Below are 13,071 nucleotides of genomic sequence, written 5' to 3' on the forward strand. Positions count from 1 at the left end.
CTCCTTCCCGTAAAGGGGTCCTCTCCCTTGGGATCGGCAGCGCTCCCTTGTTTCTTGACCCCCCTCCCCTACGCCTCGGCGTACACCCCCTTCCGGTGCTCGAGTTCCCGGGTGTAGCGGGCGAGCACGGACCGGCGCGAGAGCATGTAGAGCACCCGGCCCGGATCGGCCGGGTCCACCACGGGGATCTCCTCGAGCCCCCGGCTCGAGAGCTTTCGGAGCACCTGGGAGAGGGGCTCGTCGGGGGTGGCCGTGATCACCCGGGGCACGGCGATGTCCCGGGCGATCACGAGGTTCGGGGGCAGGTCCTCGTTCAGGATCCGGCGGATGTCGTTGACCGAGAAGATCCCGGTCATCCGGCCTTCGCCGTCCACCACCGGGTAGTAGGCCGTGTCCGCGGCCGCGATGCACTCCAGGATCTGGGGCAGCGGCAGGTCCTCAGAGACCGGGGTGGGCCGGCGGCCCTGGTCCTCCAGGTCCCGCACCCGGATGCCCTCGAGCACGTCCACCACCAGGTCCCCCAGATGGGCCGGGGAATCCACGCGGCCCGGCACCTGCTTCTCGTAGATCGTGGTCGCCCGGGCCGTGAGCATGGCGGCCACCGACACGAGCATGAGGGGCGCCAGGAGCCCGTAGTTTCCGGTGAGCTCGCTCACCATGATGAGCGTCGCCACCGGGGTGTTGGAGACCCCGGCGAAAAACCCGGCCATGCCCACGAGCACGTAGGCCCGGGGGTCCTGGACCAGCGCGGGGAACAGGGACTCGGCCGTGAGCCCGAAGGCGCCGCCCAGCATGGCCCCGATCACGAGACTCGGGGCGAACACGCCCCCCGATCCCCCCGAGGAGATCGTGAAACTCGTGGCCAGGATCTTCGCCAGGCACACCACGAGCATGACCCAGAGGGCCATGCGGCCGTGGAGCGCGGCCTGGATCCACCCGTACCCCGACCCGATCACCTGGGGCACCCCCAGGGCCAGCGCCCCCAGGGCCAGCCCCCCGATCACCGGTTTGAGAGCCGCCGGCATGCGGAGCCGGGCGAAGGCGTCGCGAAGCCCGTAGAACACCCGAACGTACACCCAGCCCAGGAGCGCGCAGGCCACGGCGAGCCCCAGGAACACCAGGAGCTCGGGCGGGTGCTCGAACCGAAACCGGGGGGTGTCGAGGAGGGGCTCCCACCCCGTGACCGCGCCGAAGAGGGAATACGCCACGATCGAGGAGATGATCGAGGGGATGAGCCCCTCGTGCTCGAACTCGGGGTTCTTGTAGAGCACCTCCACGGCGAACAGGGCCCCGCCCAGGGGGGCCCGGAAGGTGGCGCCGATGCCCCCGGCCATGCCCGCCAGGAGGAGCACCCGGCGGTCGGCCGGGGTGAGGCCGAGCCGGGTGGCCAGGAACGAGCCGAACCCGGCTCCGATCTGGGCGATCGGGCCCTCCCGGCCGGCCGAGCCGCCCGTGCCGATGGTCACGGCCGAGGCCAGGGTCTTCACGATCGGCACCCGGGCCCGGATGAGGCCCCCCTTGTTGTGGAACGCGTCGATCGCGGCGTCGGTGCCGTGGCCCTCGGCCTCGGGGGCGAAGGTGTACACGAGCCACCCCGACACCAGGCCCCCCAGGGCCGGGATGAACACCAGAACCCACCGGAACGGCATGGCGAGCGAGTCGATCCGGGGCCCGTCGGCCACCCCCTCCTCGGGGGGCGCGTACCCGGCCAGGTGGTGGAGGAAGAACTCGGTGGCGAAATTCGTGGCGTAGTAAAAGGCGATGGCGCCGGCTCCCGCCACCGCGCCCACCAGGGCGCTCAGGGCGATCCACCGGCCCAGGGTGGGCAGTTTGAACCGCCGGAACCCCGGAAGCCTCACCCCCCGCCCCCCGCCGCGTAACAGTCCGGATCGTGGGGCAGCGGCAACCGGCCCGCGCTCTCCAGAAGGCTCCGGACCAGCGTGGGCCCCAGGAACCGGAACCGCCGCCGGAACTCCCGGGCCACGGCGTCCTCCCCTCCTTCGGCCAGAAGGCCGTCCACCCACGCCCCGAAGGACCCGTCCTCGGCGAGCACGCCGAGAAACGCCCCGGCGTTTCGGACCACGGCCTCGAGCTTCCGGCGGTTGCGAATCATGCCCGGGGCCCCCAGGGCCCGTTCGATGTCCGCCCCGGTCCAGCCCGCGAGCACCGCCGGTTCGAACCCAGCGAAAACCTCCCGGAGCGCCTCCCGGCGCCGCAGCACCAGCCGCCAGGAGAGACCGGCCTGGAACACCTCGAGGCACAGGAGCTCAAACCAGGCCCGGTCGGTGCCCGGGTCCCGGCCCCACTCCTCGTCGTGGAACCGGCGGGCCAGCTCGTCGTCGGCCACCCACCGGCAGTACCGCCGGGTTTCGGAAGGTCCCGGGCCCGGCCCCTTCATCGCCCCGCCTCGAAGGTGCCGATGAACTCCGAAAGCCGGCCGATGCCCCTATCGTCCAGGTAGCGGCCGATCCCGTCGGCGATCTCCACCGCGGCCCAGGGCTTTACGAAGTTCACGGTGCCCACCTGCACCGCCCGGCACCCCAGGCACAAGAACTCCAGGGCGTCCCGGGCGTCCCAGATGCCCCCCATGCCGATCACCGGCACGTCCACGGTCTGGAGTACCTCCCAGGCGATCCGGAGGGCCACCGGCTTGATCGCGGGGCCCGAGAGCCCCCCGGTCACGTTCGCGAGCGCGGGCCGCCGGTGCTCCAGGTCCACGGCCATGGCCGGGATCGTGTTGATGACGCTCAGGATGTCGGCCCCCGCGTCCACCGCGGCCTCGGCCAGGGGCCGGATGTCGGCCACGTTGGGGCTCAGCTTCACGATGAGGGGCAACCGGGTCGCCCGGCGCACCGCCTCCACCACCTGCCCGAGGAGGACCGGGTCGGTGCCGAACGCGATGCCCCCCGCCTTCACGTTGGGGCACGACACGTTCACCTCGAGGGCCGCGAGGCCCTCGACCCGGTCGAGGGCCGCGGCGCACCGGGCGTACTCCTCCACCGTGTTTCCGAAGAAGTTGGCGATGACCGGGGTGCCCACCTCCCGCAGAAACGGCATCTTCTCCCGGGCGAAGGCCTCGACTCCCACGTTCTGGAGGCCGATCGCATTGAGCATGCCGGCGCGGGTCTCCACGATGCGGGGCGGCGGGTTCCCGAGCCGGGGCTCCAGGCTCAGCCCCTTGACCACGATGCCCCCCAACCGCCCCAGGTCGCAGTAGGGGGCGAACTCCGCCCCGTACCCGAACGTGCCCGACGCGGTGATGACCGGGTTTCGAAGCTCCAGGGGACCCAGGCGGGTGGTGAGATCGGCTCGAAACGGGGTGGCAGGCATGGCAGACCGCTTTTCAGGGGGCGCTGGTGACGACGTCGTCCCCGCCCGGGCGAAGGGCGGCCAGTGGCGCCGCGAACCATCCGGACGCCGGGCCGAATCGGCCGCGCCCGGCCGGCGGGCAAAGACGCTTCGGGAAGCGCGGGATTCTAGTCGGGGCCGGGAAAGGGGGTCAAGCCGGGCCGCGGCCGCTTTGACCGCCCCGGACACCCGCTTTATACTTCGCGCCGACCTGCCGAACCCAGTGAACCGCGCGGGCGGTGTGCCGCCCGCTCAGGAACCGTCGTCCATGCCCGTTTTCGCCCGGATCGCCGCGGCCTTCGCGCTGATCCTCGTGTTTCCGGCCGCGGGCCTCGCCTGGGGCCCGGCCACCCACCTGGAGCTCGGGACCCGGGTGCTCGAGCACCTGGGTCTCCTGCCGGCGGCTCTGCAGGCCCTCCTGCGAGCCCACCCCCTGGACTTCCTCTACGGCTCCATCGCGGCCGACATCGTGGTGGCCAAACGTCTCACCCATTACCTGCGCCACTGTCACCGGTGGACCGTGGGGCTCGAGGTGCTCTCCCGGGCCCGGCGCCCGAGCCAGGAGGCCTTCGCGTGGGGGTACCTCTCCCACCTGGCCGCCGACGTCGTGGCCCACAACTACTTTGTGCCGTTCAAGACGATCCTGAGCTTCCCCACCCGGGCCATGAACCACACCTACTGGGAGGTCCGGTTCGATACCCACGCCCCCGACGAGATCTGGCGTATCCCCTACCGCATCAGTCGCGAGATGCACCAGGACAACGACGAACTCCTGAAATCGGTGCTGAGCCGCACCCTGCTGTCGTTCCAGACGAACAAAGTCATCTTCAACAGCGTGGTCCTCATGGGCCGGTTCCGGCGCTGGCACGACATCATCCGTCAGGCCCTCAGCCAGTCCCGGGTGGCCCTCGACCCGACGAGGGTTGCCGAGTACAAGGAACTGTCCCTCAACGCGGTGCTCGCGTTCCTGATCGACCGGGAGGAGGCCTGGTGCTTCCGGGCCGACCCCACCGGCTACCAAAGCCTGAAGGCCGCAGGCGTGATCCGGGCCCACCTGCGGCGGCTCTACCGCAAGGGACGCCTCTCCCGCCAGGCGTTTCAGAGCGTGCTCGAGCGCTACCGGCCCCACCTGGAGGCCAGCATCTACGCCGAACCCAGTTGCGCGGAACTGGTGGACACGGCGCTCGCGCTGATGGAGGCGCCGGACCACCCTGCCCCCTCCGAGACCCCGGCGTGGCAACCGGGGGGCTAGGGGGTGGGAGCCGGGAATCGAGATCCGTAAATCGGAAATCGTAAATCGTGAATCGTTGAAGGCGCTTAGCCCCACTTTGCCGGAAGCCCCTCGGCGCCCCCGCCAACTCCCGTTTGATTTCTCGTTCACCTTTGCGGTAGGAAACAAACCAATAGACGGACGCGTGCGGCAATCGCCACGGACCGGCGCGGCTCCCGGAATTCCCTTCTTTCGAGGAGGTACGCCGATGGACGGAACGCGGGCGTGGGTGCGGGAACGGTTCGGCGAGGTGCTCGATCTCGTGGCCCGGCGGGCCGCCGAGGTGGACCGTACCGCGGAGTTCCCCGAGGACGTGCTGCGGGCCTACCAGGAGGCCGGCCTCATGGCCGCCCAGGTGCCCCCCGAGCTCGGGGGTCTGGGGCTCTCCCACCTGCAGTTCGCGGCCGTGGTGGAGGAGGTGGCCCGGTACTCGGGGGCGCTGTCGCTCCTTCTGATCGTCCAGGCCGTGGGCGTGCTGCCCGTGGTCCTGCGGCCCGAGTTTCCCCGGCGGGAGGAGGTGCTCACCGGGGTAGCCCGGTCGGGCCACCTGGTGGGGTTCGCCCTCACCGAGCCCCCCTCGGGTTCCGACGCCTACAACATGCGAAGCGAGGTGGTCCACCAAGACGGCGGCTTCCGGCTCACGGGGGTCAAGTACCTCATCACCAACGCCGGAAAGGCCCACTCCTACGTGGTGTTCGCGAACTTCCGGGAGCCCGGCCTCAAGCACGTGGCCGCCTACCTCGTGCCGGCCGACCGGGAGGGGGTCAAGGTGGGCCCCCCGAACCGGCTCCTGGGCATGCGGGGCATCCCCACGGCCTCGGTCTACTTCGATCGGGTGCCGGTGGACGACGCGGACCGGATCGGCGAGAAGAACGACGGCTACGTGCTCGCCATGGAGACCCTAAACATCTCCCGGCCCTGGATCGGGGCCCAGGCCGTGGGGCTCGCCCGGGGCGCCCTGGAGGCCGCCATCCATTTCGCCTGCCAGCGCCGGGTCATGGGGGAGCCCCTGATCGACAAGCAGGGCATCCGGTTCCTGATCGCCGACGTGGCTTCCCGGATCGAGGCCGCGAGCGCCCTCGTGGAGCGCACCTCCCGCATGATCGACGCCGGCCGCGAGGACTACACGGCCCAGTCGGCCATGTGCAAGCTGTTCGCCACGGAGACGGCCATGTGGGCCTGCGAGCGGTCGCTCCAGATCCTGGGGGGGCCCGGCTGCATCGCGGGGAACCGGGCCGAGCGGGCGTTTCGGGACGTGAAGATCACCCAGATCTACGAGGGGGCGAACGAGGTCCAGAAGATCCTGGTGGCCCGGGAGCTCGTGCGCCAAGCCCAGGCCTGCCGCACCGCCAAGGAGGCCCAGGCCGCCGCGCCGGAACTCCTTACGTAGGGTGGAAGCTGGGAGGCTGGGAGGCCAGGACGCCAAAATCCTTTGTGGTCCCAGACCGATCGGCTGCGCCAGCCTGTGGGACCGGCTTCCGAGCCGCGAGGCCCCTTTCTTCCGGGCCTTCGGCCCAATCCCGCCTACCCCGGGTTTTCCTTGAGGTGGCGGTCCAAAAACGCCGCCGCGGCCCGGGCCACCTCCCCTTCCCGGCCGCCCAGGAAATGGTCGGCTCCGGGGAGGATCCTGCGCTCCTTGGGCTCGGGGAGCGACGCGTACCAGAACTCGAACCGGTCCAGCGGGCAGTAGTCGTCCCGGTCGCCCACGAGCGCGAGCTTCGGAGCGGCGATGCGGGTCCACGCCTCGAGCGGGAGCCGCTCCAGGGGCGGCGCCACGGCCACGAGGGCCCGGAACCCCGGGAGGATCCGCTCCGCCGCCCGGCCGCCCACCCAGGCCCCGAACGAGTACCCGACGAGCCCGAGCCGGCCCGGGTCCACCCCGGGCTGGGCCGCCAGGAACGCCGCCGCGGCCACGACGTCGTCCACCTCGCCCTCCCCCTCGTCGTAGGCGCCCGTGCTCCGCCCCACCCCCCGGAAGTTGAACCGGAGCGTGGCGACTCCCCGCTCCGCCAGGGCCCGGGCCACGGCTTTCACCACCGGCACGCTCATGGACCCGCCGTGGAGCGGGTGGGGGTGGCACACGACCACGCCCGGAACCGGGGGCTCCCCCCCGGGAACGTGGAGTCGCCCTTCCAGTTCGGCCCCCTCCGACGGGAACCGGACCCCGGTCTCCAGGGTCACCCCAGGTCCCCCAGCCGCAGGTGGCCCCGAAGGCTCACCACGGCGTGGCCGCCCACGACGACCCGCTCGGGCTCCCCCGGCTTCCCGTGCACCACCACCCGCACCTCCCCGGGCCGGGCGCAGGCCTCGCCCTGCACCATCCGCAAGGGCCGCTCCGGGGCCGCGGCCCGGTGCCGCACCAGGTACGCGCCCAGGGCCCCCGAGGCGGTGCCGGTCACCGGGTCCTCGTCGATCCCGGCCGCCGGGCTGAAATCCCGGCAGTGGTACCCGTCGGAGCCTTCCACGAACACGTGCACCGTGAGCACCCCCAGTTCCTCGCTCAAACGCGCCAGGGCCCGGAAATCGGGCAGGAGCCCGTCGAGGGCCTCGGTGGTGGTCAGGGGCACCACGAGGTGCCACAGCCCGGTGTAGGCGAGCTCCAGGGGGAGATCGGTGCGCAGGTCCTCCTCGTCCACCCCCAGGGCCTCCAGGATCTCGTCGGCCGGAAGCGTGCAGGGCCGAAACGCCGGGGCGTCCTGGGTGAGGTCCACCCGGATGCCCTCGGGCGTGCGCACCAGGTCGGCCGGAAGCACCCCCACCCCGGTCTCCACCCGGACCCGCGCGAACTCCCCCTTGACCCGGATCTCCCCCAGGTCCTCCAGCACCGTGAGCGCCGCCACCAGGGCGTGACCGCAGGAGGGCACCTCCTGGGACGGCGTGAAGAACCGGATCCGGAAGTCGGCCTCCCGGCTCGGCAGCACGAAGGCCGTCTCCGAGGCGTTCACCTCCCGGGCGATGGCGAGCATGTGGTCCTCGTCGAGCCCCCGGGCGTGGGGCATGACCCCGGCGGGGTTCCCCTGGAGCGCCGTGCGGGTGAACGCATCCACGAGGTAGATCGGGCGGGTCTGCATCGCTGGCCTCCCTCTCGGCGGCGCCGCAACCGGGCGGCAACCGGAAGAAAAACGAACACTCCCCGAACAGCCCCCGATGGTACCCGATCGGCCCCGGGGGACACAACGCGCCGGTGACCCAAAGGGAACGCAAACGTGTCGGCTGGGCACGACCCCGTACCCGGCCCGGCTCCTCCCTCCCCCACCCGCCCGAATCGTTGCGGAAAACCCGGCTCGTGAACGTTGGCACCCGCCTTGCTCTCCCCCGGTGGCGATCCCACGGACCCCCATTCCACTCACGGAGGAGTCGCCATGAACCGAAGATCCCTGCTGCGAGCCGTCACCGCCGCATCCCTGGGCGCCACCCTTTTTCTGGCGCCCCCGTCCCTGGCCGGGCCCCAACCCCGGCCCGTGCCCGGTCGCATTCTGGTCCAGGCCAAGGCCGGCGCCCCCGACGCGGCCGTCCAGGCGGCGGTCCAGGCCCACGGCGGCCGGGTGAAGGCCAAGATCCGCGGCATCCGGGCCCACGTGGTGGAGGTGCCGCCCCAGGCCCAGGAGGCCGTGCTGCAGGCCCTGCGCCACAACCCCCACGTGAGCTTCGCCGAACCCGACATGGCGGTGCCGCCCGAGGGCGTGCCCGACGACCCCCGGTACCCCTCCCAGTGGCACCTGCCCGCCGTGGGGGCCCCCCCGGCCTGGGACACGAGCCGGGGCGAGGACGTCGTGATCGCCGTGCTCGACACCGGGGTGGACGGCGGCCATCCCGACCTGGCCGGCCGGATGGTTCCCGGGTGGAATTTCTACGACCAGAACGCCGACACCTCCGACGTGCACGGCCACGGCACCTGGGTCGCGGGGACGGCGGCGGCCACCCTGGGGAACGCCCTGGGGGTGGCCGGGCTGGCGGGCCGGGCCTCGGTGATGCCGGTGCGCATCGCCGGCCCCGATGGCTGGGCCTACTGGAGCACCGTGGCCCAGGGCATCACCTGGGCCGCCGACCACGGCGCCCGGGTGGCCAACGTGAGCTACAACGGGGTGGCCGGGAGCTCCACCGTCCAGAGCGCGGCCCGCTACCTGCGGGGCAAGGGCGGCCTCGTGGTGGTGGCGGCCGGGAACTCGGGCGGCCGGGAGGCGTACGCGGATAGCCCCGACCTCCTGGCCGTGTCGGCCACCACGGCCTCCGACGCCAGGGCGAGCTTTTCGAGCTACGGGGCCTACGTGGACCTTGCGGCGCCCGGCACCTCGATCCTCACCACGGCCCGGGGCGGCGGGTACCAGACCGTGCAGGGCACCTCGTTCGCAAGCCCCCTCGTGGCCGCGGCCGCGGCCCTCCTGTGGTCCGTGAACCCGGCCCTGGCCCCCTCCGACGTGGAGACCATCCTGTTCCAGACCGCCGCCGACCTGGGCGATCCCGGCTGGGACGAGTGGTACGGCCACGGCCGGCTCGACGCCGCGGCCGCCGTGGAACTCGCCCTGTCGGCCGACCCCGTGGACACCCAGGCCCCCTGGGTGAGCATCGCCTCCCCCACCGGCGGCACCGTGGCCGGAACCGTCGAGGTGGCCGTCGAGGCCGGCGACAACGTGGGCGTGACCCGGGTGGACCTCCGGGTGAACGGCCAACTCCTCGCAAGCGACGAAACCGGGTCGTACCGGTTCGCCTGGGACACCGCGGCCGAACCCGAGGGCACCGCGACCCTGGTGGCCGAGGCCTGGGACGCCGCCGGAAACCGCGCCGCGTCCCAACCCGTTACGGTCACCGTGGACAACCAGCCCGACCCGCCGGACACCACGCCTCCCTCCGTCACCCTCCTCCAACCCGCCGACGGCACCACCGTGGGCAGGAAGGTGAGCATCGAGGCCCGGGCGTCCGACGACCGCAGCGTCCGCCTCCTGGAGGTCCGGGTGGACGGCCACGTGCTCTGCGCCACGAACCTCACGACGCTCACCTGCAACTGGAACACCCGAAAGGCATCCCCCGGGCCCCACGCCATCGAGGCCCGGGCCCTGGACCCGGCGGGCAACGAGGGCCTGGCCTCCGTGACCGTCCTGGTGCCCGACTCCGGCAGCGGCACCGGTGGCAAGGGCCGGCGCAAAAAGCGCTAGACCCAAACCGCGGGCGCCCCCGGCAAACCGGGGGTGCCCGCTTCCGTGGAGAAAACTTCTGAGGCCTCAAGCAACCCCCGCAAAGCCCGCCACGGGTCAAGAACCGGGGGTCGTAAGTCGCAGGTCGTTTGTCGTTGGTCGTACCACCTCCTCCCGTTCTAACCCGCACATTCTCACGTTATTCCCCCCGACTCGCCAAACTCGCGGACCATTCACCATTTACGACTTCACGATTCACGGCAGTTGTGGTCGTTGGTCGTTTGACCGTTCGGACGGTAGGACGCGTGGACGTGCGGACGGGCAAAACTGCCGCCGGTCGTAGGTCGCGGGTCGTTCGTCGTGGAAACCCCACCTGGCCCACGCCACGGCCGACGGCGAACAACGAATAACCGAACGTGGCGTTCGCTGCGATCGTGGCATGAGACAGGAAGATGCCGTCAGTTTGCCTTGGCAGGAACTTCGGGTCTCTCGCAACGCTCGCCAAGCTCGCCACGGAAACTCAAGGAATCCGTGGCGTTCGTTGCGTGCGTCGCGTGACACGAAAAGAAGTTCCGAGACCCACCCATGTTGACACCCTTACCGCCCCCCATCAGAATGCCTGTTGCGTCCTCGGAACCCTGATGGGGCTGGAGGTGTTCCATGAACCGTGCGGTCGGCGCCGTGGTCGCCGTGTTCCTCGCGCTGGGAGCCTCGTCCCAGACGTACGCGGCGGAGCAACGGGAGGTCCCCTTTACCCTCGCCGATCGGGACCGGCTCGTGCGGATCGAAACCGCGCTTCTGGAATTCAAGGACAGCGTGGACAAGCGATTCGAGCAGGTGGACAAGCGCTTCGAGCAGATGGACAAGCGCTTTGAGCAGGTGGACAAACGATTTGAGCAGATAGACAAGCGATTCGACGAGGTCAACGCCCGGATCGAGCAGATGATGAATTTCATCTGGATCCTGGCCTCGGTGTTCGGCGGGCTCGTTGCGGTGACCATCGGATTCGCAATTTGGGACCGGCGAACGGCGATGGACCCGCCGTTGCGAAAGATCCGTGAGGTGGAGGAACGGGAAGAGCGCATGGAACGTGCCCTGCGACTCTTGGCCGAGCGGGATCCCAAGATCCGGGAAACCTTTCGGGAAGCGGGGCTGCTCTGAGGATCCGTCGGTCGTTTGACCGTACGGACGTTAGGACGCGTGGACGTGCGGACGGGCAAAACTTCCGCCGGTCGTAAGTCGCGGGTCGTTGGTCGTTTGACCGTGCGAACGCTCGACCGTGCGAACGTTGGGACGCGTGGACGTCGGGACGTAACGTCCCAATGGCGCGCCAAGCGCGCAAACCATTCACGACTCCCGATTCACGGCCTTTTGCCGTTGCGTTCGTGGCGGTCGTGGCGTGAGACAGGGACTTGCCGTCGGTTGGCCCTGGCGTGAACTTCGGGCCTCACGCAACGCCCGCAACGCTCGCAACGAAACCCCAAGAAATCCGTGGCGTTCGTTGCGTGCGTGGCGTGAGACAAGAAGTTGCCGTTGCTCTGCCGCCGCGGGAGCCGGTAGCCGGCCCCCGCGCCTTTCTGTTTGGGCCTCGGCCCGGTAGAATACCGGCGTCGGGCTGCCCCCCCCTCACACTCCGTCGGGATCTCAGGGAACCCGACAAGCGGTTTCTCGCGCACCTGGACGAGCTTCCATGCCCGCCGTTTCACGAACGAACCCGTCTCGCCAAGATGCCCTGGCACAAATCTGCCGCGGGCACGGGGTCCGGAGCCTCTACCTGTTCGGCAGCCGGACCCGGGAGGCCACGCAGTGGCTGCGGGGAGAACGACCAGCCCTGGGTTCCGGCGGGTCAGACCTGGACGTGGCCGTGCTCCCCGATCCCGCCCGGCGCTGGGACATCCAGACGAAGGTCCGGTTCGCGGCGCGGCTCGAGGACTTTTTCGGGGTCGGCCGGGTGGACCTGGGGCTCCTCCCCGAGATGGACCCCTTCGTCGCGGTGGAGGCGATCGACGGCGAGAGGGTGTACGCCCAAGACCCCGACCTCGCCGACGAGTACGAACTCTACCTCCTGCGCCGGGCCGGCGACCTGATCCCGTTCGAGCGCCGCAGGATCAATGTGCTCTTGGGAAGGGAGGAGCCGTGACAAAGGGCGAGGTATCGGAACGGGTGGTTGCGGAACGGGCGCGTTGGGTCCGCGAGATGTTGGCCAACCTCAGGGCTTTGCCGCTGGAGACCGAGGAACGGTTCTTTTCCGACCCCCGAAACCTCTGGGCTGCGGAATCCTGCCTCCGCCGGGCTGTCGAAGCGCTGTTGGACCTGGGGCGCCACCTCCTGGCGAAGGGGTTCGGGCTCGCCGCCGCGGAGTACAAGGAGATAGCGGTACGCCTGGGCCAGGTGGGAGTCCTCACCAAACCCGAGGCCGACCTCATGAGGGACATGGCCGGGTACCGAAACCGCATGGTCCACTTCTACCACGAGGTAACCCCGGAAGAACTGTACTCTCTGGCCCGGCACCGGCTCGGGGAGATCGAGGCCCTTCTGGACGCCATGCTGGCCTGGTACCGAGAGCAAACGGGCTAAACCCCACGGCTGGGCCTCACGCAACGCTCGCCAAGCTCGCCACGGGTTAGGGCCGTTGGTCGTGTGACCGTGTGGACGCTAGGACGCGTGGACGTGCGGACGTAACGGCCTAACCTTCGCGCGTCCCAACGGCGCGCCAAGCGCGCGAACCATTCACGATTCCCGATTCACGGCCTTTTGCCGTTGCGTTCGTCGCGTGCGTGGCGTGAGACCCGCTCGCCTAGACCGGTCCGGGTCGGGAGGGGGTGCTTCCAATGCCGATCGAAAACGGGATTGCGAAGGCGATCCTGGACGGAGCATTTCAGGTCCACCGGCTTCTCGGGCCCGGGTTGCTCGAGTCCGTGTACGAACTGGCTCTGGCGCACGAACTCCGGAAACGTGGGCTTCGGGTCGACCGGCAGGTCTCCATCCCGTCGAGTACGACGGTCTTACCTTCGAAGAAGGGTTCAGGGCGGATCTGTTGGTTGAGGACCGGGTCATCGTGGAACTGAAGTCGGTCGAAACCGTACAACCCGTCCACAAGAAACAGCTCCTGACCTACCTGAGACTGAGCGGCCGCCGCCTCGGACTCCTGATCAACTTCGGGGAGGCACTACTGAAAGACGGCATCACCCGGGTGGTGAACGATTTGGAGGCGTAGGGGAACTTCGGGCCTCTCGCAACGCCCGCCAAGCTCGCCACGGGGTAGGGGCCGTTGGTCGTTTGACCGTGCGGACGCTGGGACGCGTGGACGTGCGGACGGGC

Annotated in this window: 11 protein-coding genes and 1 pseudogene; 7 read left to right on the top strand and 5 right to left on the bottom strand. The window is 70.1% G+C overall.

The annotated features are described in order from the left end of the window. Positions 1-68: 68 nt before the first annotated feature. From ACY0I8_RS06510 to ACY0I8_RS06520, 3 genes are read right to left on the bottom strand one after another with little or no spacing between them, the layout of a single operon-like run. The gene (locus tag ACY0I8_RS06510) at positions 69-1,859 is read right to left on the bottom strand and encodes a chloride channel protein (RefSeq protein WP_461394117.1); all 1,791 of its coding nucleotides are present in this window, start codon (positions 1,857-1,859) and stop codon (positions 69-71) included. Further along, complete coding sequence (locus tag ACY0I8_RS06515) at positions 1,856-2,398, bottom strand: DNA-3-methyladenine glycosylase I (protein WP_461394118.1); 543 nt, start codon at positions 2,396-2,398, stop codon at positions 1,856-1,858. Before ACY0I8_RS06515 ends, ACY0I8_RS06510 begins: the two co-directional genes overlap by 4 nt. Continuing rightward, positions 2,395-3,330: a dihydroorotate dehydrogenase gene (locus tag ACY0I8_RS06520; protein WP_461394119.1), complete on the bottom strand. Its 936-nt coding sequence runs from the start codon at positions 3,328-3,330 to the stop codon at positions 2,395-2,397. Before ACY0I8_RS06520 ends, ACY0I8_RS06515 begins: the two co-directional genes overlap by 4 nt. Positions 3,331-3,616: 286 nt before the next feature. Between ACY0I8_RS06520 and ACY0I8_RS06525 the strand changes: the two genes are divergently transcribed. Next, positions 3,617-4,600, top strand: coding sequence for a zinc dependent phospholipase C family protein (locus ACY0I8_RS06525; RefSeq protein ID WP_459940601.1), 984 nt, complete (start codon positions 3,617-3,619; stop codon positions 4,598-4,600). A 226-nt stretch (positions 4,601-4,826) separates the two neighbouring features. Then, a complete protein-coding gene (locus ACY0I8_RS06530; protein ID WP_461394120.1) occupies positions 4,827-6,008 on the top strand; it encodes an acyl-CoA dehydrogenase family protein in 1,182 nt (393 codons plus the stop codon). Positions 6,009-6,142: 134 nt separating this feature from the next. Here ACY0I8_RS06530 and ACY0I8_RS06535 read toward each other — a convergent pair whose 3' ends face one another. Together ACY0I8_RS06535 and ACY0I8_RS06540 are read right to left on the bottom strand one after the other, a co-directional pair. Further along, positions 6,143-6,799, bottom strand: a complete 657-nt coding sequence (locus tag ACY0I8_RS06535) for an alpha/beta hydrolase (protein WP_461394121.1) — start codon at positions 6,797-6,799, stop codon at positions 6,143-6,145. Further along, positions 6,796-7,689 (bottom strand): PhzF family phenazine biosynthesis protein, encoded by an 894-nt coding sequence (locus tag ACY0I8_RS06540; RefSeq protein ID WP_459940604.1) that lies wholly within the window; start codon positions 7,687-7,689, stop codon positions 6,796-6,798. Before ACY0I8_RS06540 ends, ACY0I8_RS06535 begins: the two co-directional genes overlap by 4 nt. 291 nt (positions 7,690-7,980) lie before the next feature. On the opposite strand from ACY0I8_RS06540, the gene ACY0I8_RS06545 reads away from it, so the two are divergent. The 5 genes and pseudogenes from ACY0I8_RS06545 (at position 7,981) to ACY0I8_RS06565 (ending at position 12,967) form a co-directional block, all read left to right on the top strand. Further along, positions 7,981-9,771, top strand: a complete 1,791-nt coding sequence (locus tag ACY0I8_RS06545; RefSeq protein WP_461394122.1) for a S8 family serine peptidase — start codon at positions 7,981-7,983, stop codon at positions 9,769-9,771. Between the two features lie 639 nt (positions 9,772-10,410). Continuing rightward, a complete protein-coding gene (locus ACY0I8_RS06550; protein WP_461394123.1) occupies positions 10,411-10,911 on the top strand; it encodes a hypothetical protein in 501 nt (166 codons plus the stop codon). Positions 10,912-11,440: 529 nt separating this feature from the next. Beyond that, positions 11,441-11,890 carry a nucleotidyltransferase family protein gene (locus ACY0I8_RS06555; protein WP_459940607.1) on the top strand — a complete coding sequence of 150 codons (450 nt, stop codon included), beginning with the start codon at positions 11,441-11,443 and terminating at the stop codon, positions 11,888-11,890. Further along, positions 11,887-12,327: a DUF86 domain-containing protein gene (hepT, locus tag ACY0I8_RS06560; protein WP_459940608.1), complete on the top strand. Its 441-nt coding sequence runs from the start codon at positions 11,887-11,889 to the stop codon at positions 12,325-12,327. The genes ACY0I8_RS06555 and hepT overlap by 4 nt, the downstream gene beginning before the upstream one ends. A gap of 254 nt (positions 12,328-12,581) precedes the next feature. Next, positions 12,582-12,967: pseudogene (locus ACY0I8_RS06565) on the top strand (GxxExxY protein). The last annotated feature ends 104 nt before the right edge of the window (positions 12,968-13,071 follow it).

It is taken from the genome of Deferrisoma sp., assembly GCF_054681715.1.